Here is an 18981-nt window from a genome sequence, read left to right on the forward strand (position 1 = left end):
TCACTTTTCGGTCAGCTTGTCATCCAGATAAAGCTGCAAGGTCTTCGCTGTACCCTCTTGCCACAGCGTCTTCAGCGCGTGGGCGAAGCGTTTACGGAAAAGTTCCGATTCGGCAACTGCTCCGAAAATATCGTTAAGCGCGAGGAAGGCCATGGGATCGTCCTTGGCCTTGATGGCCGCCGCCTGCAGGCGCTCGGCGCTGGCATCGTTGAAGACGATTTCCTTGCCGCTGTCCGAGGTGCCCTGAAAATAACGGCACCACAAGGCCGAAACCAGCGAAAGACCGGTGATATCCTCTCCGCGCTCCAGCCGGTCGGCGGTGGAAGGCAGGATGAATTTCGGCTGGCGGTTGGAACCGTCCTGCGCCAGACGCGGAATGGTGTCGCCAATCTTCGGATTGAGGAAGCGCCGCTCGATCAGCGAGAAATACTCATTGAGGTCCGTATCCGGCACCGGCGGAATGACCGGTATGATCTCTTCCTTTTCGAGCTTTGCCAGAAACGCCCGGATCAGCGGATGCTCCATCGCCTCGTGGACAAAGTGGATGTCGAGCAGCGCCGCCGGATAGGCGATTGCCGCATGGCCGCCATTGAGGATGCGGATTTTCATATGCTCATAGGGCGCAACATCGGATACGAACTGCACGCCCGCTTTCTCGAGCGCCGGGCGGCCCGCCGGGAAATTATCCTCCATCACCCATTGCTTGAATTCTTCGCAGAACACCGGCCAATTGTCTTCGATGCCAAAATCGTCTTGGGCGATGTTGCGTTCGCGCTCGCCGGTGGCTGGCGTGATGCGGTCGACCATCGAATTGGGGAAGGCAACGTTTTCGCCAATCCAGTTGGCAAAGGCAGGATCGGACAGGGCCGCCAGCCCGACCACGGCATTTTTCGTGACCTTGCCATTATGCGGAATGTTGTCGCAGGACATGACGGTGAAAGGCTGCACGCCTCTGTCGCGCCGCACCTTCAGCCCGGCGACGATCAGCCCGAACACGGTTTTCGGCGAAGCCGGATTTCTGCCGTCTTCGGCAATCGCTGGATGCTGCGGATTGAAGGAGCCGGAGGCGTCAATGAAGTAACCGCCTTCCGTGATCGTCATGGAGACGATGCGAATCTTCGGATCGGCCAGTTTTTCGACGATCGCCTCGCTGTCTCCGACCGGCAGAATATCGATCATCGGCCCGGTGACACGCGCACCGGTGCGGTTATTGTCCTGCTCCACAACGGTCGTCAGGAAATCCTGTGCGGCGAGTTTTTCGCGCATCACCGTATCCGACGGCAGGACACCCGCGCCGATGATCGCGAAGTCATGGTCCGCTCCGGTGTTGAACAGGTCGTCGAGATAAACCGCCTGATGGGCGCGGTGGAAATTGCCAACGCCGAAATGCACGATGCCGGCAGAAAGATCGTCCCGGCTGTAGGACGGAACGGCCGCGGTCTTTTTTGCTTCGTCAAGCGTTGCGAGGGAAAGTTTGCATGTCATGTCATGATCCTCGAAGGGAAAACGGTGGTCTTGCCAATCGCCCTGTCGCGGGCATTCGGACTATCTGCAAACGGCCACCACCGAATGGCGAGCCGCTGCGTCTTTAGGGCCAGCCCCGCCTAGATTGCCTTGCCCTTGTCATCGAACCTGTGGATTTTGGTATCGTCGGGCGTGATGAAGACAGTGTCGCCGTGCTTGCAGGCGAATTCGCCGTCCGCGCGGGCGGTAATCGGGCCGATGCCTGGGACATCGATATGCAGAAATGTGTCGGAGCCGAGATGTTCGGCGACGGTGACCTTGCCCTGCCAGAGACCGCTTTCCTTCGACAGCACCAAATGTTCCGGCCGAACCCCGGCTGTGGCGGCACCCTTTTGGCGGGCGAAGTCACCGGTGATGAGGTTCATGCGCGGCGAGCCGATGAAGCCGGCGACGAAGAGGTTGGCGGGAGAGCGATAGAGCTCCATCGGGGAACCGACCTGCTCGATATTGCCACGGTTCAGCACCACGATCTTGTCGGCCATGGTCATGGCCTCCACCTGGTCGTGGGTAACGTAGATCATCGTCGTTTTCAGCGTGTTGTGCAGCTCGGAGATTTCCAGCCGCATGGTGCCGCGCAGCGCCGCATCGAGGTTGGAGAGCGGCTCATCAAACAGGAACGCGGAAGGCTCGCGCACGATGGCGCGGCCGATGGCCACGCGCTGGCGCTGGCCGCCCGAGAGCTGTGAGGGCCGGCGTTCGAGATAATCGGTGAGGTTCAGCACCCGTGCCGCATCCTCCACCTTCTTGTCGATAACCGCCTTGTCGAGCTTGGCCATCTTCAGCGGGAAGGCGATGTTGTTTCTGACGCTCATATGCGGATAAAGCGCATAGGACTGGAACACCATGGCAAGGCCACGTTCGGCCGGCGCACGCTCGGTCACATCCTTGCCGTCGATGACGATCTTGCCGCCGGAGACATCCTCCAGCCCGGCGATCAGGCGCAAAAGCGTGGACTTGCCGCAACCGGAGGGACCGACGAAGACGACGAATTCGCCATCGTGGATATCGAGATCGATCGACGGAATGACCTTTGCCTCACCGAAGACCTTGGACACGTTCTGAAGGGAAATGCTGCCCATGATTGTCGTTCCTTATTTCACGGCGCCGAAGGTCAGGCCACGCACGAGTTGCTTCTGCGAGAACCAGCCAATGACGAGAATGGGGGCGATCGCCATCATCGAGGCGGCCGAAAGTTTTGCCCAGAACAGCCCCTGCGGCGAGGAGAAGGAGGCGATGAAGGCTGTCAACGGCGCGGCATTGGTGGTGGTCAACCGGATGGTCCAGAAGGATTCATTCCAGGCGAGGATGACGTTCAAGAGCAGCGTCGAAGCAATGCCGGGCACCGCCATCGGCGTCAGCACATGCACGATCTCGTTCCACAGCGATGCGCCATCCATGCGCGCGGCTTCCAGGATCTCGCCGGGAATTTCCCGGAAATAGGTGTAGAGCATCCAGATGACGATCGGCAGGTTGATGAAAGTCAGCATGATGGTGAGGCCAATGCGTGTGTCGAGCAGACCGGCATTGCGGAATATCAGATAGATCGGCACCAGCACGGCCACCGCCGGCATCATCTTGGTGGAAAGCATCCACATCAAAATGTCCTTGGTGCGCTTGGTCGGCGAGAACGCCATGGCCCAGGCGGCAGGAATGGCGATGATCAGCGCGATGATTGTCGAGCCGAGCGACAGCACGACCGAGTTCATGAAGGGCTTGAAGTAATCGCGCTGGGTCTGGACCGTCACGTAATTCTCAAGCGTGCCCGAGGGAATGAGGCTGAAGCCGGCGATCGCCTCCGGCTCGGTCTTGATCGAAGTGAGGAAGGCGTAAAGGATCGGGAAGAACAGCAGGAGCGCGACGATCCATGCAGCGATGGAGAAGCCGATCTTTGCGCGAGTGGTTGTCTTGCGGGCCATGATGTTTCCCCTTTACCGGTCGAGGTTCTTGCCGACCGCGCGCATCAGGAAGATGGCGACGATATTGGCGAGGATGACGGCGATGATACCGCCGGCCGAAGCGCCACCCACGTCGTAACCCAGAAGCGCGGTGCGATAGATCAGGAAGGCAAGGTTGGTGGAAGCGTAGCCTGGGCCGCCATTGGTGGTGACGAGGATTTCCGCGTAGACACCGAGCAGGAAGATTGTCTGGATCAGAATAACGACGGTGATGGCGCGGGAAAGATGCGGCAGCGTCAGATAGATGAAGCGGTTGGCGAAGTTGGCGCCATCCATCTCGGCCGCTTCCTTCTGTTCACCATCGAGCGATTGCAGCGCGGTGAGCAGGATCAGCGTCGCAAAGGGCAACCATTGCCAGGCGACGATGATGATGATGGACAGCAGCGGAAACTGTGCAAACCAGTCCACAGGCTGGAAACCGAAAAAGCGCGAGAGATCGGCAAGCACGCCGTAGCCGGGATGCATGATCATGTTCTTCCACACCAGCGCGGCAACCGGCGGCATGACGAAGAAGGGCGAGATGATCATGATGCGCACGATGCCCTGGCCGAAAATGTCGTTGTCAAGCAACAGAGCAATGGCAATGCCGCCGATGACGGTGATCAAAAGCACCCCGCCGACGATCAGCAGCGTGTTCCAGATCGACTGGAAAAAGGCGGGGTCGGTGTAGAAATACTGATAATTGAACAGGCCGGCGAAGCTGACATTGGCCGGGTTCAGGAGGTTGTAGTTCTGGAACGAGAACCACAGGGTCATTGCCAGAGGCACGATCATCCAGACCAGAAGCAGCAGAACCGAAGGCGCAAGCATCACCCGCGCAAGACCGCTTGTGTTTCGTGTTGCCATTTGCACTCACCTCCCCTTGGGCTCGGGCATCAAGAGATGCGCCCGGCATATCCGGAAGAACCGGCTCATTCTTGTTTTGATTTGAAAGCTATCGAAGCCGCATGGCGGTCTTCAGCCCGCAGTCTCGCTGCCCGGCATTGGCGCCGGACAGCGATCTTCGGGAGGATTACTTGATGTAACCGGCGCGGGTCATTTCACGCGTCGCCGTCGACTGGGCGCTGGCAAGCGCATCATCGACGCTGGACTGGCCGGCAACGACCGCCGAGAACAGCTGACCAACCGTGGTGCCGAGCGCCTGGAATTCAGGGATCGCCACGAACTGGCCACCGGTGTAAGGCACGGGCTTTACAGTCGGCTTGGTGATGTCGGCGGCATCCATGGCGGCAAGCGTCGGCTTGGCGAAGGCGGCTGCCTTTTCATAGTCGGCGTTCTTGTAAAGCGAGGTGCGCGTGCCCGGAGGCACGTTTGCCCAGCCTTCCTTGGAAGCGACGAGTGCGGTGTAGTCCTTGCTGGTTGCCCAGGAGATGAACTTCTCAGCGGCTTCGGCCTTCTGCGAGCTCTTCGGGATAGCAAGGTTCCAGGACCACAGCCAGTTGCCGTGGTTCTTCAGCTCGCCATGGGTCGGGAAGAGCGCGTAACCCACCTTGTCGGCAACGGTGGAATCCTTCGGGTTGGACACGAAGGAGGCAGCCACAGTGGCGTCAATCCACATGCCGCATTTGCCCTGCTGGAACAGCGTCAGGTTTTCATTGAAACCGTTGGAGGAGGCGCCGGACGGGCCGGCATCCTTCATCAGATCGACGTAGAACTGCAGCGAGCTCTTCCATTCCGGCTGATCGAACTGCGGCTTCCAGTTTTCATCGAACCAGCGGCCACCGAAGGAGTTGGTGAGCGCGCTGATGAAGGCCATGTTCTCGCCCCAGCCGGCCTTGCCGCGCAGGCAGATGCCGTTGATATCGGCCTTGCGGTCGGTGATCTTGCGGGCCGCATCGCCGATGAATTCCCATGTGGGGTTATCAGGCATCTTCAGGCCGGCTTTTTCAAACAGGTCCTTGCGATACATGATCATGGCGGATTCGCCGTAGAAGGGGGCTGCGTAAAGCTTGCCATCAGCGGAAAGGCCGCCACGGATCGCCGGCAGAATGTCGTCGACGTCATATTTGTCGCCGAGCTTTTCGAGCGGCAGCAGCCAGCCCTGCTTGGCCCAGATCGGCACTTCGTAGTTGCCGATGGTCATGATGTCATATTGACCGCCATTGGTGGCGATATCGGTCGTCACGCGCTCGCGCAGGACGTTTTCTTCAAGCGTTACCCATTCGACCTTGATATCCGGGTTCTTGGCGGTGAAGTCCGAGGTGAGACCCTGCATGCGGATCATGTCGCCGTTGTTCACGGTGGCAATGGTCAGCGTCTCAGCGGAAGCAAGGGTCGAAAAGGCGAGTGCCGAGCATGCGCCCAGCAAAATGGTCTTCAATGTCATATCTTCCTCCCAGAAGAAAAATGATGAGCATTCGCTTTGCTCTGGGGCATTTACTCACCCGGAGACCAAAAATGTCAAGCGACATCCTGTGCTGCGACGCACAGGGAAAAACCAAGCTCTTGATTTTACTTAATTAATTTTTGCTCAGCGTGTGAGCAAATATTCACTTGTCGCTTCATCGGTGATGAGGCCGTTCAACAGGCCACCCTTCAGCGCCGCCAGAATCGATGCGTTCTTGCGGGCACCCTGCGCCATGCCGATGACGGTGCAGGTGTCTCGTGAGGGAATAGGAACGGAGGCGACGCGCTCGTTGACAGCGTGATCGAGGATGTGGCCGTTGGCATCATAAATCCACCCACAAATCTCTCCCACCGCCCCGCTCGCCATCAGTGCCTTCATCTCGTCGACATCAAGAAACCCATCGACGCAGAGCGGTGCATTTTCGCCGAGCTCACCGATACCGATGAAGGTAACATTGGCAGCGGCCCCCAGCGCCAGCGTGGAGCGCACCATGGATTGATCGTGCAGCAATTCGCGTTCTTCCGCCGATGAGCAGAGCACCGGCAGCGGCATCGGGAAATGCCTTGCCTTGATGGCATCGGCCATGCTGAAGATGACGTTGTAATAGGCGGCCGATCCGTCTGGGCCGATATTGCCCGTCAGCGAGACGATGCGGTGCTGCGGGCATTCCATCGGCGGCAGCTGGTCCACGGCGGCCTTCAATGTACGGCCGGTGCCGATGGCGAGCACGATGGGATCGACATTTCTCAGCCAGCGCTCGATTTCCGCCGCTCCGGCCTCGGCGATACCCACCGTGGAAGAAATCCCGGCAGGATCGCTCGGCACGACTTCGATATATCCAAGGCCGAATTTCTCCTTGAGACGTTCGGCTTTTTCGAGACAGGCGGCGATGGGGTGGTCGAGCCGAACCTTGATCAGCCGCTCGGCAACGGCCAGCGACACCAGCCGCTGCGCCGACTGCCGGGAAATGCCCATGGCGGCGGCGATCTCGTCCTGCGTGCGACCGGCGACATAATAAAGCCAGCCGGCACGGGCCGCATCATCCAGCCGTCCATGTGCGTCGTTTCGTCTGGCCATGCCGCTGCCCTCTGAGAATTACGTCTGCGCATTTGCTGGCATTTTTTTGCAGCGGCTGTCAAACGGGGGATGCGGAAGAGAACGCTGGGCGGTGCGGCGTAATTCTTCTCCCCGCCGGGGAGAAGGTGGCCCGAAGGGTCAGATGAGGGGGCAACGCCAGCGATATGCGGGGAGCTTGCCCACTCATCCCGCTGCCGCGGACTTCTCCCCCCTCGGGGAGAAGAAACAAGTGGCCGCCGCCCGATTCCCTACCGGCGCTCAGCCCGAAGCCAGCACTGCTCAATCAAGCCGCTTCCTGGACCAGATGCCCCGCCGAAACCTCACGATAAAGCCGCTGCGGCGGCACATAGTCCACCGGCCGGATTGGGCTTCTGATCTCGTCGGTCGCCATGTTGCGCTTGATCTGCCGTCGCGCGGGATCAGGCACCGGAACGGCGGACATCAGCTTCTTCGTATAGGGGTGCTGGGGATTATCGAAAACGGCCGCGCGCGGGCCGATCTCGACGATCTCGCCAAGATACATCACCGCCACCCGGTGACTGACGCGTTCCACCACCGCCATGTCATGGCTGATGAACAGGAAGGCGAGGTTGAGGTTTTGCTGCAGGTCGAGCAGCAGGTTGCAGACCTGCGCCTTGATCGAGACATCGAGCGCCGATACCGCCTCATCGGCGACGATGACCTTGGGATCGAGCATCAGCGAGCGGGCAATGGCGATGCGCTGGCGCTGGCCGCCGGAAAATTCATGCGGGAAGCGCCGCATCATATCCGGGCTCAGGCCCACTTTTTCCAGAAGATCGGCAGCCTTTTCCCGGGCCTGCTGTTTGGTTCCGAGGCGATGTTCGATAAAGGGCTCCATGATCGCCGTGCCGACGCTCATGCGCGGGTCGAGCGAGGCGAAGGGGTCCTGGAAGATCATCTGCACGCTGCGGCGCATGGTTCGCAGCGTCGTCTTGTCGAGCTTCAGCACCTCGTAGCCATCGAGCATGACATCGCCTGACGTCGGCTCGATCAGCCGGGTGATGGAGCGGCCCGTGGTGGACTTGCCGCAGCCCGATTCACCCACCAGCGAGAGGGTTTCGCCCTCGGCGAGATCGAAGGAAACCTTTTCCACCGCATGCACGGCGCCGGATTTGCGGCCGAATAGGCCGGAGCGGATGTCGAAACGGGTGGTCAGATCCTTGACCGAAAGGATGGGCGTGCGGCCGCCGGAGACAGTATCCTTCACGTCCGCGACAGGCTGACTTTCGCCGGTCTTGATATCGATGATCGGGAAACGGGCCGGCAGCAGCCTTTCCTTCATCGAACCCAGCTTCGGCACCGCGGAAAGCAGGGCTCGCGTATATGGGTGGCGGCCACGATGGAAAATGTCGTCGGTGGTGCCGGTTTCCACCACATCGCCACGGAACATGACGATGGTGCGGTCAGAGACTTCCGCCACCACGCCCATATCGTGGGTGATGAAGAGAACCGACATGCCCTCCTCTTCCTGCAATGTCTTGATGAGGTCGAGAATCTGGCCCTGGATGGTCACGTCGAGCGCCGTCGTCGGCTCGTCGGCGATCAGCAGCTTCGGTTTGGAGGCAAGCGCCATGGCGATCATCACGCGCTGGCGCATGCCGCCGGAAAACTGGTGAGGATAATCGTCGAAACGGTTCTTCGCATTGGGAATGCGGACTTTTTCCAGAAGCCGGATGACCTCGGCCTTTGCGGCAGAGGAGGAAATATCCTGATGCACGGTCAGCGCTTCGGCGATCTGCTTGCCGATCGGAAAGATCGGGTTGAGGCTGGTCATCGGCTCCTGGAAGATCATCGAAATGTCCTTGCCGCGGACCTTGCGCATCTCTTCTTCCGGCAGTGCCAGCAGATCGCGCCCGCCGAGCATGACCTTGCCTTCGATGCGGCTCGTCTTTTTATCGAGCAGCCGCATGATGGAGAGCGAGGTGACGCTCTTGCCCGAGCCGCTCTCGCCGACGATCGCCACCGTCTCACGCGGCGCGATCTCGAAACTCATATTGCGCACCACGGATTTCCAGCCGCCATCGACGCGGAAGGAGGTGGTGAGATTTTGAACCGATAAAACCGGGCTGACCGAACCGCCGGTCTGTTCCATTGATGTCGCTGCCAAAAGCATGCCGATCTCCTGAAAAGCAGAAGGCGGCCACGAGGGGCCGCCGGATGTCTCATGCAGCAAGTGCAGTTTCGGCCATCGAAACCCAGTAGCTGATGCCGTAAGGCAGCGCGTCGTCGTTGAAATCATAGGCGGCATTGTGCAGTCCGGCGGTATCGCCATTGCCGATGAAGATGAAGGCGCCGGGGCGCGCTTCCAGCATGTAGGAGAAATCCTCGGCGCCCATATGCGGATTGGGATTGGTGTTGACGGCGTTGGCGCCGGCCACACCCATCGCCACGCCGGTCGCGAATTCTGTCTCGTCACTGTGGTTGAACGTGACGGGATAACCGCGATCGTATTTCACCTCCACCGTCGCGCCATGGGCCATGGCGGTGGCGGCGGCCACTTCCTTGAGGCGCTTTTCGGCGAAATCGCGGGTCTCCGGCAGCAGCGTGCGCACGGTGCCGGTCAGCGTCACTGCACCGGGAATGACGTTGGACGCCGTGCCGCCATGGGTGGTGGCCACGGTGACGACGAGTGATTTCAACGGATCCGTCTCGCGCGAGACAATGGATTGCAGGGCGATGATGATATGCGCCGAAGTCAGCACCGGATCGATGGAAAGATGCGGTGCCGCCGCATGGCTGCCCTTGCCGGTGATGGTGATTTCGAAACTGTCCGCAGCCGCCATGGTGGAACCCTTGCGGATGGCGAACTGCCCGACGGGGATGCCCGGCTCGTTATGCATGCCATAGACCTGCGAGATGCCGAATTTCTCCATCATGCCGTCATTCAACATGGCAAGCGCTCCCGCGCCACCTTCTTCCGCCGGCTGGAAGATCACGGCCACCGACCCCTTGAAATTGCGCGTCTCGGCCAGATATTGCGCCGCACCCAAAAGCATGGCGGTATGCCCGTCATGACCGCAGGAATGGGCCTTGCCCGGCGTCTTCGAGGCCCATGGCTTGCCGCTCGTCTCAAGGATCGGCAGCGCATCCATGTCGGATCGGAAACCGATGGTCGGACCATCCCCGTGCCGGCCCTTGATGATGCCGACCACGCCTGTTTTGCCAATGCCCGTTTCGACCACGTCGCAGCCGAAGGATTTCAGTTTTTCGGCAACGAATTTCGATGTTTCGTAGACATCGTAGAGCAGTTCCGGGTGTTCATGCAGATGGCGCCTCCAGCCGGCAACTTCTTCCTGCATTTCAGCCACACGGTTCAATATCGGCATTCTCTTTTTCCCTTTTTTTGTTCCCCGCCGGGTTGTCGGACGCCATATTGAGTTTGGAATTTCCTCTTTTGCAAGCATGAAATTTGCTGCATGAGCGAAAAATAGGCCCAAAACTAAATGGCTCAAAATTTGTTCATCAATGAAACATTGGGACTTGCTTTTCAAAAAAACTGACAATAGCATCATCTGGAATGGAGGAATATTCCTTAGCAAAGTCAAATAGTTAGAACAACAGACCTTGCACATGACGACGGGAAAAGCGTCAAACATTCAAACAGATAAAATCCAAAAAGGGGAAAACCACAATGAAGAAGCGCAGCGTTCTCTTTGCCGGCACGGTGGCGGCCATGGCTCTCGCGGGCTCTGCCGCCCACGCCGAGCGCGGCAGTGACGGCGAACTGAAAATCCTGTTCTGGCAGGCCGTGTCGACGCTTAATCCCTATCTTTCGGGTGGCACGAAGGAAGTCTACAGCTCGTCCATGGTTATCGAGCCGCTGGCGCGGTATGACGAAAAGGGCGAGCTGGTGCCGATGCTGGTGACCGAGATTCCGACGATCGACAATGGCGGCGTCGCGAAGGATCTGCTCAGCATGACGTGGAAGCTGAAGACCGACGTGAAGTGGTCTGACGGCACGCCCTTCACCGCAGAGGATGTGATCTTCACCTGGAAATATTGCACCGCACCCGATGGCGGCTGCGCGCAGGCGGCACAATATGAGGGCGTGAAGAACGTCGAGGCCATCGACGCACACACCGTCAAGGTCAGCTTCACGGAGCCGAAACCCTACCCCTATTCGGCATTCGTGGGCGCACAGTCGCCGGTCATCCAGAAGAAGCAGTTTGAAAAATGCGTCGGCGCGGCAGCTCCCGGCTGCACCTCCGCCAATTTCGGCCCCATCGGCACCGGCCCCTTCGTCGTCAAGGATTTCAAGCCGAACGACGTCATCAGCTTCGTTGCCAACCCCAATTACCGTGACCCCGCCAAGCCTGCCTTCGCCACGGCGACCCTGAAGGGCGGCGGCGATGCCGCTTCCGCCGCGCGCGCCGTGCTGGAAACCGGGGAATTCGACTATGCCTGGAACATGCAGGTAGAGCCGGAAATCCTCGCCACCATGGTGGCGGCCGGCAAGGGCAAGCTGGAAACCGCCTTCGGCACGCAGGTCGAGCGTATCAATCTCAACTGGTACAATGCCGATCCTTCGCTGGGCGACAAGCGCTCCACCAAACAGGCCGGTCCCCATCCGGCCATTTCCGATCCCGCCGTGCGTCGCGCGCTTTCGCTCGCCATCGACCGTGAGGTCATCGATGAAGCAGGTTACGGAGAAGCGGGCAAGCCGACCTGCAACATCGTACCGGCTCCGGAAGCCGTCGCTTCCACCAAGAATGACAGCTGGTGCCTGAAGCAGGATGTGGAAGGCGCAAACAAGCTATTGGACGATGCCGGATGGGTGAAGGGTGCCGATGGCATTCGCGCCAAGAATGGCGTGAAACTTTCCTTCCTTTACCAGACGTCCACAAACTCGGTTCGCCAGGCCACGCAGGAACTGGTGAAGGACATGTGGTCGCAGATCGGCGTCGCTTCCGAACTGCGCAATGTCAGCGCCTCGGTCTTCTTCGGCGGTGACCCGGCGAGCCCGGATACCTTCCAGAAATTTTATGCCGACGTCGAAATGTACACCAACAATTTCGACGGTACGGACCCGGAAAAATATCTGGCGGAATGGCTGTGCGACAAGATTCCGGCCCCTGAAAACGGCTGGCAGGGGCAGAATATTCCGCGTTACTGCAACCCGGAATTCGACAAGCTTGTGGGTGAACTCTCCAAGACCGCCGACCTTGCCAAGCGTGCGGAGATTTCCAAGCAGCTCAACGACATGCTGACGGAGGAAGGCGCGCATATTCCGCTCATCCACCGCGGCAGCGTTTCCTCGCATTCGCTAACGCTTGAGGGCGTGCGCATGAATGCCTGGGACTCGGAACTCTGGAACGTCGCGGACTGGTCCCGCAAGAAGTAACACGCAGATGCGCCGGCTTCTCCCCCGGAGAGGCCGGCCTTCTGCATGCCCCTGGACCATGTTCTGAAGACACATTTGCCGCGTTAAGGCGAAATAGCTCCCAATTTTCGCTCTGCCGCGCTCTGGGTCTGGAGAGTTTCAGATGTTTACCTTTACGCTCCGGCGGCTAGCCTTTGCCGTTCCGACGTTGCTCGTCATCAGCTTCGTCATCTTCGCGCTGCTTGATCTCGCGCCCAACGATCCGACCGGCGACCTTCCCCTCACCATCCCGCCTGAAGTGCGTGAGCAAATCCGCGCCTCGCTTGGCCTCGACCAGCCCTTCTTCATCCGTTACCTGATGTGGCTGCAGCAATTCTTCATCAACGAGCCGCTGAACCTCTTCGAAAAGCTGACCGGCTGGCAGATCGGCGATGGCAGCCGTATGCGGGTGCTTTCCTGGGCGACACGCAGCCCGGTGGTCGATCTCGTCATCCAGCGCATGCCGCAGACACTGTGGGTGGTGGGCCTTGCCTATCTCTTCGGTGCGCTGCTGGCGATCCCGATCGGGGTGATCTCCGCATACAAGCAATATTCGATCTTCGACCAGATCGGCACTTTCGTCTCCATGGTCGGTTATTCGGTGCCGACCTTTTTCACCGGCGTGCTGCTGGTCGTCATCTTCAGCTCTTACCTGCAATGGTTCCCTTCAGTCTACGACACCAATCTGAGGGTCACGGACTGGGCGAGCTTCGTGGCGCAGGTGAAGCAGATGTTCCTGCCGGTGCTGGTCCTGACGCTCTATAACGTCTCGCAGATCAGCCGCTTCGTGCGCGCCTCCATGCTCGACAATCTGCATCAGGATTACGTGCGCACCGCACGCGCCAAGGGCGTGAAGGAAAAATCCGTGCTGCTCATCCACGTGCTGCGCAACAGCCTCATCCCGGTCGTAACGGTTATTGCGCTTGGGGTGCCGACCATCTTCTCCGGCGCCATCATCACCGAGCAGATTTTCCGCGTGAACGGGCTTGGCCAATTGCTGATAACAGCCGTTCAGGGGGCGGATATTCCGCTGGTTCAGACGCTGACCTTCATCTTTGCGGTGCTGATCGTGCTCTTCAACCTGATTGCCGACGTACTTTACGGCACTCTCGACCCGAGGATTCGCTATGACTGACGCCACCATTACAGCACCGACGGTTGCGGCCACCCCCACGCAATCCGCCCTTGCCGATATCTGGAAACAGTTTCGCGTTCACAAGGGCGGCGTGGCGGGGCTCTTCGTCTTTATCTTCATCCTGCTCGCGGTCTATGTCGGGCCTTATATTCACACCGTTGCTCCGAACGCCATCAATGTGAAGGCGCGCAACCAGTGGCCGTCGCTGGCGCATCCCTTCGGCACCGATAATCTTGGCAAGGACATGCTGGCGCAGGTCCTGGCCGGCGGGCGCATTTCGCTTGCCGTCGGCATCACCGCCATGCTGCTGGCTCTGTTCCTCGGCACGCTGGTGGGTGTTCTATCAGGTTATTTCCGCAGGCTGGACGGACCCTTGATGCGCCTCACCGACCTGTTCCTGGCCCTACCGCTTCTGCCACTGCTGCTCGTCATCCTGATGCTGTTTCGCGACACGCTGCGTGCGGCCTTTGGGCCGGAGACTGGCATCTTCATCCTGATCGTCTTCGTGATCGGGATAACCAGCTGGATGCATACAGCCCGCATCGTGCGCGGTGATGTGCTGACGATCAAAAGCCAGGAATTCATCATGGCTGCGAAATCGAGCGGCATGCGCGAATACCGCATCATCCTCAGGCATATTCTGCCGAATGTGCTGAGCTCGATCATGGTCTCCGCCACGCTCGGCATCGCTGCCGCCATCATCACGGAATCCGCCCTCTCCTTCCTCGGTCTCGGCTTCCCCTCCGACTTTCCGACCTGGGGACGGCTGCTGTTCGACGGCGCGAACTTCCTGCAACTGACGCCCTCGCGCGTGTTGTGGCCGGGGCTGGCGATTTCGCTGACGGTTCTGAGCGTGAATTACATCGGCGATGCCGTGCGCGATGCGCTTGATCCGCGGGCGCTGAAGAGCTGAACGCTTCCCTTCCCTTATCCCTGTGCTTGTCACAGGGATTCAGCCAGCCCAAGTGCTTGGGCTGAAAGGATTCTACCCGTCGCGCAGGCGCGCGTCGGCTGGATTCCCGTGACAAGCACAGGAACGAGGTTGAGGGTATCGCGGCACAGAAGCGGGACGCGTCCTAGTGATAATTCACCTTTTCTGCATCCAGAATGCTGTCCGCATCCAGCGCGGCAATCGGGATATCGTTCCGCGCCGGAATATCGCCAGAAAGCTGAAGCGCGAGATAACGCCCGCAGCAGACCCGCAGGAACGAGGTGAAATTGCCGAGATCGTGCCCGGCATCGATCGATTCATTATAAAGCTTGGCGATGAGCTGCACGCTGTTCATGCCGTCGCGCCGCGCGATCTCGTCCAGCGTCGTCCAGAAAAAGTTCTCTAGCCGGACACTGGTGACCATGCCATCGATGCGGAGCGACCGCGTATGGCTTTCCCAGAGCGCTGGGTCTGCCTTGATGAAGAGCTTGCACATGGTTTCCTCCCTCACCACGCCTGAGATATAGGCGGAAAACGGGGCCGGAAAAAGCCCCGTTCGCCGGTCTTATTTACCGAGCACCGCCATGAACTGCGAAAGCCAGGCGGGATGGGCGGGCCATGCGGGCGCCGTCACCAGCTTGCCGTCGGTCACCGCCGCATCGATGGCGATATCGGCATAGGTGCCACCTGCCAGCTCCACCTCCGGGCGGCAGGCGGGATAGGCCGAGCAGGTGCGGCCCTTGAGCACACCCGCAGCCGCCAGCAATTGCGCGCCATGGCAGACGGCCGCGACAGGCTTGTCTGCCTCGAAGAAATGTTTCACCGCCGCCAGCACGTCCGCATTGAGCCGCAGATATTCCGGCGCACGGCCACCAGGAATGACCAGCGCATCGTAATCCGCCGGTTTGATATCGGCGAAGGTGGCGTTGAGCGCGAAATTATGGCCGCGTTTTTCCGAGTAGGTCTGGTCGCCCTCAAAATCGTGGATGGCCGTGGCGATGGTCTGGCCCGCCTTCTTGCCGGGGCAGACGGCGTGCACCGTGTGGCCGACAGCGAGCAGCGTCTGGAACGGCACCATGGTCTCGTAATCCTCGGCGAAATCACCGGTGATCATCAAAATCTTCTTCGGCATGTCTGCTCCTCCCGTTTTCGAATGCCTTTGGGCACCCTAACAGGAGGGATCGAGATGCGGGTATTATGGCAATACTACATGCCCGATAAAGGTGATATCAGCCGGCCGGCGGCTCCGGCCAGCGCCGGACGCCACCACCCCAATCCTCGAAAGACTTGGACAATTTGAGCACGAATAGATCCTGATAACGCGGACCGACGATCTGCAATCCGATGGGCATGCCGGATGCCGAGAAACCGCAATTGATCGAGGATGCCGGCTGTTCCGACATGTTCCACGGCACGGTGAAAGCGATATGCTCGAAGGGGCGTGCAGGATCGTTGGTGGGAGAAGCCCAGTCGGCAGGATAGGAGACGATGGGGTTAACGGGTGAAATCACCACATCAACGGACTGCATCAACCTCCCGCAAACTTTACGCATTTCCATGGTCTGGTTGAAACCGAAAACGGCACGCGCGCCGGAAACATCAGCGCCCTTTTCCGCCCATTCGTGAATATAGGGAAGGATCGCGGCACGACGATCCGCGCTCAACGCCACCATGTCGCCCCAGAACTTCGCCCGCCAGAAATCATCCAGCCCGTCGAGCATCTCACGCGTCAGCACCGGCTCGACCGGGATGACAATGGCGCCGGCCGCCTCGAACAGTTTTGCAGCCGCGACAACGGCGTCGCGCACCTCTTCGTCCAGCGGCAGGCCGCAGCCCGCATCCAGCATCAGTCCGATTTTCAGGCCTTTCACATCAATATCGAGGTCCATCCAGTCGATGCTGTTCGGCGGCAGCGATGTGCCGTCGCGCCAGTCCGGCCGCGAAAGCGTTGCCATGGCATAAGCCGCATCAACGACCGTGCGCGTCATCGGCCCGGCACAGCGGCCGGTATAATAGGGATCAACCGGGATACGACCCTGGCTCGGCTTGAAGCCGAAGAGGCCCGTCCACCCCGCCGGCAATCTTACCGAGCCGCCAATATCCGTGCCGATATGCAAGGTGCCGTAACCCGCAGCACCGGCCGAAGCAGCACCGGCGCTGGAGCCGCCGGGATTCTGGGTGGGGTCCCACGGGTTGCGGCTGAGCTTATGGAAGCTGGAAAGGCCGGAAGAGAGCATGCCGTAATCCGGGCAGGTCGTCTTGGCATAGATAATCGCGCCATCCTCACGGCAACGGGCGGCCACCGGCGCGTCTTCAACCGCGGGCACAAGCTCCACCGCCCTGGTGCCGAGCGGCACAGGATGGCCTTTCGTGGCGATGAGTTCCTTCAGCGAGACCGGAATTCCATCGAGGGCTCCCAGCGTTTCACGCTTTTGCCAGCGCTCCGTCGAGGCCAGCGCCTGCCTGCGCGCATCCTCCGGATCATAAGCGTAAAGGGCGTTCACAACCGGCTCGAATGCCTCGATACGCGCCTCCACCGCCTGCCAATATTCCGATGGCGAGAGTTTCTTTTCCCGGTAAAGCGCCAGAATTTCGAGCGTGTTGAGGTGTATGAGATCGGTCATGGCATCGTCTCGTCAGAAAAACAGGAAATAGCGGCGATATCGGCGTGAAGCGGTCAGCTTGTATCGCGCGGGTCCAGCAGGTCGCGCAGGCCATCGCCGAGAAGATTGAGGCCGAAGACGGCGAGCGCAATGGCAAGGCCGGGCATGATGGCAAGCCAGGGCGCCGCGCCGAGATAGGTCTGGGCGTCCGCCAGCATCCGCCCCCAGGTGGGGGCCGGCGGCGGCATGCCGAGACCGAGGAAGGAAAGGCCTGCCTCCGTCAGTATTGCCAGGCCCAGCTGGATCGTCACCTGCACGATGATCTGGTTGGAAATATTCGGCACGACGTGCAACATCGTGATCTTGGCGCGGTTCTGGCCGATGCTGGTGGCGGCGGTGATGTATTCCCGCGCCCAGATTTGTAAGGCCGCCCCCAGCGTCAGTCGCGCAAACACCGGCACCATGAAGGTGGCGATGGCGATGATGGCGGTAAAGCGTCCCGTGCCGATGAAAGCACCGAGCATCATGGCCGACAGGATGGGCGGCACGGCGAAGATGATATCGCAGATGCGCATGACGACGGTTTCGGTAAAGCCGCGCAGCGCCGCGACCGTGACGCCGATCGCCGTGCCGATAAAGGCGCCAATGGCGACGGCGGCAATGGCGGTGGAAAGTGAGTTCCACGCACCGGCCATCAGCATGGAGAGCACATCGCGGCCGAAATGGTCGGTACCGAGACCACCGTAGACGAAGGGCGATTTCAGCTTTTGGACGATCTGCATCTTGGTGGGCGAAACCGGTGTCCAGACCAGCGACAACAGCGCGACGGCGACGAGAAAGGCCGTGACGGCAATACCGATAACGAAGGCCGGGCGGCGGCGGATAAATCGCATCATCGCGCACCTGCCCGCAGTCTCGGGTCGATGAAGAGATAGGCTATATCGACCACGAAATTCATGATGATGACCAGCGCCGAGAAGAACAGCACGACGGACTGCATGACGACGATATCCCGCTGGGTCAGCGCCTGATAGGCAAGCCGGCCAAGGCCCGGCAGGTTGAAAACGTTTTCCACCAGCACCGCACCCGCAATGAGGAAGGTGAATTGCAGGCCGATCATGGTGACGACGGGTATCATCGCGTTCGGCACCGCATGCCGCCACAGCGCCACTCGCTCGCTCAGGCCCTTGGCCCGGGCGGTGCGCACGAAATCCTCGTTCATCACTTCAAGCACGGCGGAACGGCAGACTCGGGTAAGAACGCCGGCCTGCGACAGTGCCAAGGCGACCGCCGGCAGGATGAGCGCCGTGAGACCCGCTGCAAAGCTTGGCGACCAGCCGGGAAAACCGCCCGCCGGCATCCAGCCGAGCGTGGTGGAAAAGACGATGATGAGCAGCAGCCCGACCCAGAAGCCCGGCACGGCAATGCCCACATGGGAAAACAGCCCGGCCGCGAAATCCAGCGCCCCGTTGCGGTTCCTCGCCGCCGCTACGCCGAGCGGGATGGCGATAGTGACGGACAGGCAAACGGCCAGCAGCGCAAGCGGCAGCGTCACGGCCAACCGCTCGACGATCAGGCCCGCCACCGGCACGCCATAGGTATAGGATTGTCCGAGATCGCCGCGGAAGACGCCAGCAAGCCAGTGGATGTAGCGCAGCAGCAGCGGCTGATCGAGACCCATCTGCTTTTGCAGTGCGGCCAGCGTATCCGGACTGGCCGAGGTTCCCAGCATGATGGCGGCCGGATCACCCGGCAGCAGGCCCATGACAAGATAGATGATGAGCGAGACGGCAAACAGCGTGATGACGAGGCTTACGAGACGCCGGATGAGGACGGCTAACATCTGGCATCTGCTCCTTGCGATACTTTACCCGCGACGGCTGGAAAGCTCCACACTCTCCCGTCATGCCGGACTTGATCCGGCATCCAGCCGACGCGCGTCTGCGCGGCGGAGGGAGCCTTTTCAGCCCAAGGACTTGGGCTGGCTGGATGCCGGATCAAGTCCGGCATGACGGAAGACATGAGTATC

16 protein-coding genes are annotated in these 18981 nt (G+C 60.1%); 3 read left to right on the top strand and 13 right to left on the bottom strand.

Going from position 1 to position 18981, the window contains the following annotated elements:
* The 8 genes from EYD00_RS15230 to EYD00_RS15265 form a co-directional block, all read right to left on the bottom strand.
* Positions 1-1485 (bottom strand): mannitol dehydrogenase family protein, encoded by a 1485-nt coding sequence (locus tag EYD00_RS15230; protein WP_034496824.1) that lies wholly within the window; start codon positions 1483-1485, stop codon positions 1-3.
* 119 nt (positions 1486-1604) lie between these two features.
* Positions 1605-2603 carry an ABC transporter ATP-binding protein gene (locus EYD00_RS15235; RefSeq protein WP_006698332.1) on the bottom strand — a complete coding sequence of 333 codons (999 nt, stop codon included), beginning with the start codon at positions 2601-2603 and terminating at the stop codon, positions 1605-1607.
* A 12-nt stretch (positions 2604-2615) separates the two neighbouring features.
* Positions 2616-3440, bottom strand: coding sequence for a carbohydrate ABC transporter permease (locus tag EYD00_RS15240; protein ID WP_004445255.1), 825 nt, complete (start codon positions 3438-3440; stop codon positions 2616-2618).
* A 12-nt stretch (positions 3441-3452) separates the two neighbouring features.
* Positions 3453-4325 carry a carbohydrate ABC transporter permease gene (locus tag EYD00_RS15245; protein WP_034496826.1) on the bottom strand — a complete coding sequence of 291 codons (873 nt, stop codon included), beginning with the start codon at positions 4323-4325 and terminating at the stop codon, positions 3453-3455.
* Positions 4326-4491: 166 nt separating this feature from the next.
* Positions 4492-5805, bottom strand: a complete 1314-nt coding sequence (locus EYD00_RS15250; RefSeq protein ID WP_034496827.1) for an ABC transporter substrate-binding protein — start codon at positions 5803-5805, stop codon at positions 4492-4494.
* Between the two features lie 144 nt (positions 5806-5949).
* Positions 5950-6903 carry a sugar-binding transcriptional regulator gene (locus EYD00_RS15255; RefSeq protein ID WP_034496830.1) on the bottom strand — a complete coding sequence of 318 codons (954 nt, stop codon included), beginning with the start codon at positions 6901-6903 and terminating at the stop codon, positions 5950-5952.
* Between the two features lie 283 nt (positions 6904-7186).
* Complete coding sequence (locus EYD00_RS15260) at positions 7187-9037, bottom strand: ABC transporter ATP-binding protein (RefSeq protein ID WP_022562770.1); 1851 nt, start codon at positions 9035-9037, stop codon at positions 7187-7189.
* 49 nt (positions 9038-9086) lie between these two features.
* Positions 9087-10250, bottom strand: coding sequence for a M20 aminoacylase family protein (locus tag EYD00_RS15265; protein ID WP_004445263.1), 1164 nt, complete (start codon positions 10248-10250; stop codon positions 9087-9089).
* Positions 10251-10555: 305 nt separating this feature from the next.
* On the opposite strand from EYD00_RS15265, the gene EYD00_RS15270 reads away from it, so the two are divergent.
* The 3 genes from EYD00_RS15270 to EYD00_RS15280 all read left to right on the top strand — a co-directional run bounded on the left by EYD00_RS15270 (position 10556) and on the right by EYD00_RS15280 (position 14331).
* Positions 10556-12265 (top strand): peptide ABC transporter substrate-binding protein, encoded by a 1710-nt coding sequence (locus EYD00_RS15270; protein ID WP_004445265.1) that lies wholly within the window; start codon positions 10556-10558, stop codon positions 12263-12265.
* A 142-nt stretch (positions 12266-12407) separates the two neighbouring features.
* Positions 12408-13418: an ABC transporter permease gene (locus EYD00_RS15275; protein ID WP_034496833.1), complete on the top strand. Its 1011-nt coding sequence runs from the start codon at positions 12408-12410 to the stop codon at positions 13416-13418.
* Positions 13411-14331 (top strand): ABC transporter permease, encoded by a 921-nt coding sequence (locus EYD00_RS15280; RefSeq protein ID WP_004445269.1) that lies wholly within the window; start codon positions 13411-13413, stop codon positions 14329-14331. Before EYD00_RS15275 ends, EYD00_RS15280 begins: the two co-directional genes overlap by 8 nt.
* Positions 14332-14494: 163 nt before the next feature.
* Here EYD00_RS15280 and EYD00_RS15285 read toward each other — a convergent pair whose 3' ends face one another.
* The 5 genes from EYD00_RS15285 to EYD00_RS15305 all read right to left on the bottom strand — a co-directional run bounded on the left by EYD00_RS15285 (position 14495) and on the right by EYD00_RS15305 (position 18795).
* A complete protein-coding gene (locus tag EYD00_RS15285; protein ID WP_004445271.1) occupies positions 14495-14845 on the bottom strand; it encodes a ribbon-helix-helix domain-containing protein in 351 nt (116 codons plus the stop codon).
* Positions 14846-14914: 69 nt separating this feature from the next.
* Positions 14915-15481 (bottom strand): DJ-1/PfpI family protein, encoded by a 567-nt coding sequence (locus EYD00_RS15290; protein WP_004445273.1) that lies wholly within the window; start codon positions 15479-15481, stop codon positions 14915-14917.
* Between the two features lie 97 nt (positions 15482-15578).
* The gene (locus tag EYD00_RS15295; protein WP_034496836.1) at positions 15579-16973 is read right to left on the bottom strand and encodes an amidase; all 1395 of its coding nucleotides are present in this window, start codon (positions 16971-16973) and stop codon (positions 15579-15581) included.
* Between the two features lie 53 nt (positions 16974-17026).
* Positions 17027-17848, bottom strand: coding sequence for an ABC transporter permease (locus tag EYD00_RS15300; protein ID WP_034496838.1), 822 nt, complete (start codon positions 17846-17848; stop codon positions 17027-17029).
* Positions 17845-18795, bottom strand: a complete 951-nt coding sequence (locus tag EYD00_RS15305; protein WP_004445279.1) for an ABC transporter permease — start codon at positions 18793-18795, stop codon at positions 17845-17847. Before EYD00_RS15305 ends, EYD00_RS15300 begins: the two co-directional genes overlap by 4 nt.
* Positions 18796-18981 lie beyond the last annotated feature (186 nt).

Origin of the sequence: Agrobacterium sp. 33MFTa1.1 (genome assembly GCF_004328495.1) — a bacterium.
Lineage (GTDB): Bacteria > Pseudomonadota > Alphaproteobacteria > Rhizobiales > Rhizobiaceae > Agrobacterium > Agrobacterium pusense.